Annotated in this window: 2 protein-coding genes; one reads left to right on the forward strand and one right to left on the reverse strand. The window is 43.5% G+C overall.

Annotated features, from left to right (window positions below):
• Positions 1-294: 294 nt before the first annotated feature.
• Positions 295-2,196, forward strand: coding sequence for a RecQ family ATP-dependent DNA helicase (locus D0T49_RS12220; protein WP_163632004.1), 1,902 nt, complete (start codon positions 295-297; stop codon positions 2,194-2,196).
• Between the two features lie 139 nt (positions 2,197-2,335).
• On the opposite strand, the gene D0T49_RS12225 is transcribed toward D0T49_RS12220, so the two are convergent.
• Positions 2,336-3,663: FISUMP domain-containing protein (locus tag D0T49_RS12225; protein ID WP_304623099.1), on the reverse strand; the 1,328-nt coding region annotated here is incomplete at its 5' end.

Here is a 3,663-nt window from a genome sequence, read left to right on the forward strand (position 1 = left end):
ATAGCTGAAAAAGTAAACAAAAAAGCCACCGCTACACCTGCTTCGCTAAAATTCAACTCCACTACGCTACAGGCTTTGAAACTCCTCGCTACGCTCGTCAAACAGCAAATCCTGTTTAACGCTTCGTTACGCTAAATTTCTTAACGCTCACCAGCTGAGGCGGAAAGATTAGCTACGACTACGAAAGAAGGAAATAGTAAATCTGCATGTTTTTGATGCCCTTGCAGCTTGTAACTCGTAACTATTTTTGTAACTTTGTTCAAATTATACACACCCGTTTTTGCTAAAACTTTCATGCAACCATATTTCGACATACTCAGGCAATACTGGCACTATGATAATTTCCGCCCACTGCAGGGCGACATTATAAAAAGTATAGCTTCGGGAAAAGACACACTCGGACTGATGCCTACCGGGGGAGGAAAATCGCTGACTTTTCAGGTGCCCGCTATGGCTATGGATGGAGTATGTATCGTTGTCACACCGCTTATAGCATTGATGAAAGATCAGGTGGAAAACCTGAGGAAACGCAACATCTCAGCCGCCGCTATTTATTCAGGCATGACAAACAAAGAGATATTGCTGACACTGGACAACTGCGTTTTCGATGCTTATAAATTCCTGTACGTATCACCCGAACGCCTTTCCACAGCAATTTTTATCGAGAAGCTCAAGCAAATGAATGTTTGCATGGTGGCTGTGGACGAATCCCACTGTATATCGCAATGGGGGTACGATTTCCGTCCCTCGTATTTACGCATTGCCGAAATGCGCGACCTGCTTCCCCATGTGCCCATACTGGCGCTCACAGCTACGGCAACCCCCGAAGTGGTAAATGACATACAGGAAAAACTGCGTTTCAAAGAAAAAAACGTTTTTCAGAAAAGTTTCCATCGCAGCAATCTGGCTTACATAGTACGGAACGCTGAAAACAAAGAAGAACAGTTATTGAAAATCCTGAAAAGCGTACAAGGGACTTCGGTAGTATACGTAAGGAACAGGAAAAAGACCAAGGAAATTGCAGATTTCCTTATTAAGAATGGCATTACAGCCGAGCATTTTCATGCAGGACTTAGTAACGAGATTAAAGACGGACGCCAAAACCGTTGGAAAACAGGTGAAACCCGTGTAATTGTAGCCACCAATGCCTTTGGCATGGGCATCGACAAGGCAGATGTGCGCACTGTTATTCATATGGATTTGCCCGACTCATTAGAAGCCTATTTTCAGGAAGCAGGGCGGGCAGGGCGCGACGAAGAAAAAGCCTATGCAATCCTGTTGTATAACAATTCCGACTCAGTAAAAATAAACAAGCGTATAGCCGATTCATTCCCCGAAAAAGACATGATACGAAAAGTATATGACGCTTTGGGCAACTATCTGCAAGTAGGCTTGGGGTCGGGATTGGATACTACCTTTGCTTTCGATATAAACGACTTCTGCTCAAAGTTTCATCTTGCCATCCTGCCCACATACAGTTCATTAAAAATACTGCAACAAGCAGGTTATGTGGATTTAACCGACGAACAGGACAATTCATCCCGCGTACTGTTTACAATCAACAAAGACGAGCTTTATCAGGAAAAACAAACGCCCGAACAGGAAAAACTCATACATCTGCTGCTACGCTCATACACAGGCTTGTTTACCGAGCCTGCCTATATAAACGAGGATTTGCTGGCAAAAAGGCTGCAATGGACTCACAACGAAGTATATCAGCAGTTAGTTGCACTTAGTAAAGCGGGCATAATCCAATATATCCCACGCAAGAAAACACCTTTTCTTACCTATACACACGAGCGCGAAATTGCAAGCCTTATCCGTCTTGGAAAAGACGTATACGAAGACCGGAAAGAACGTTACACAGCCCGTGCCAAAAGCGTATTGGCTTACGCCAAAGAAGAAAACATTTGCCGCAGTCAGATTCTCCTTAGCTATTTCGGAGAAAAAGACTCCAAACCTTGCAGTCAGTGCGACATTTGCCTCAAAAACAAAGAACGTAAAACCAGCAACGCCGATTTTGAATCCATATGCACACTAATCGCCGAAACCTTATCGGATAAACCACTAACAGTTAGCCAATTGATAGAATCGACAAAAATCAGCGAAACCAAGGTACTACAGGTGCTTCGTTTTATGCTCGACAATGGGCAGGTCAGAAAAAACGATAAAATGGAAATAGAGCTACAGAAGTAAGGGATAAGCCTTTATTTGCTTCAGAATTATCATTCTTTTTGTTTAAAATCCGAAAGGACAAAAAAAGTAAAAAAAAGATTGTATCCGATAATACTTACCATTATACTCTTATCGAATACAATCTCTTGCATATAAAAAATTACAACTCCGCTACACACCGTACACTGAAGCCGAACGCACAGTAGTTATTGGTTGCCGGGTACACATCATTACCATAGAAATACTGGTTTATCGAGTACATACTGTTAAGGCTTGCACTCCAATAGCTACCTATAGAACCTACGTGGTAGAACTCGCCATTACTGCCAGCGCGATAGCCAGCAGCGGGCAAAAAGAGAGTAGTAGTCTCACCGTCAGGTTTCACTTCGTAACCATTAGTACCACCTGTAGAAAACCGGCTCCAAGTGTTAGCTACGGCAGTGCTCGAAGCACCGGGAACTGAACCGCCACGAAAGATATCACCCCACTCACTCTGAGCGGGAACACGCCATCCGGCAGGACATGGGTCGTAAGTACTATTTTTCTGGCTACTCCAATTCAAATCAGCAGTAGCAGCAGTAGTCCAATTAAATGGATGAACAGTGACAAGAATAAAATCTCCATGTCCGGCAGTAGTACCTGTTACCGTTTCATCTATAGCAGTATTGGCACTAGTACGCTTTTCGTGACCATCAGTTATACGCCCCCATTGGTATAAGTCTCCGTAAACAACTGAATTATCATCTTTTGTATCCGGATGACTAAACACCGGACTACCATAAGCTTTTTGAGCTGCAATACTTTGGTCAGTAGCGCCAAGATTATAACACATAAATTTGCTCCATCCTCCTGACACAGTTTTAGCACCACAACCTACAGCTACTTCGGCTATGTTGCTATTTATGCTATTGCCGTTAGCGTCGGTAACTTGGCAGTAATAACGGCGCATGCCCAATACTGATAAGTCGGGAGCGAAAGTTGCTGCTGTTTCACCAGCTATAGGAGCAGGAGCAGCATTGGTGTTAGCTGTCAGTTCGTACCATTGGTAAGTAAGAGGAGCAACACCTGTAGCCGCTACGCGGATAGTAGCCGCATCAGTACCAATACCTAACAAAGTACCGGCACCTACAGTTTCTTTCCAGTTGAAAGCACGGGGCTGAGTAGTAATTTGTGGAGCCACGTTATCGCCACAGTTCGATATCCAAGCAGTACCGTTCCAAGTATCGGTACAGTTAGTGGTAGTGTTGTAAATAGTTAACCCCTTTGCTAAATCCTTACCACTTACCGATAAAGCATTACGCTGGTCGGTAGTAAGCTGAGGCAGACGAAAACCACCTGTAGTACTTACTACCTCTAAAGCTGAGAATGTTTCGGGGGCTTTGTCAGCCCCAATTGTTACTTGCGCATTGGCATTAAAAATGAAAAATGAAAATTGAAAAAGACAGAACAAAATAAGGGTCTGTCGTAATGATTGTTTTCTGTTCATGA

The sequence above is a fragment of the Paludibacter sp. 221 genome, assembly GCF_010501035.1.
Classification (GTDB): Bacteria; Bacteroidota; Bacteroidia; order Bacteroidales; family Paludibacteraceae; genus QVMH01.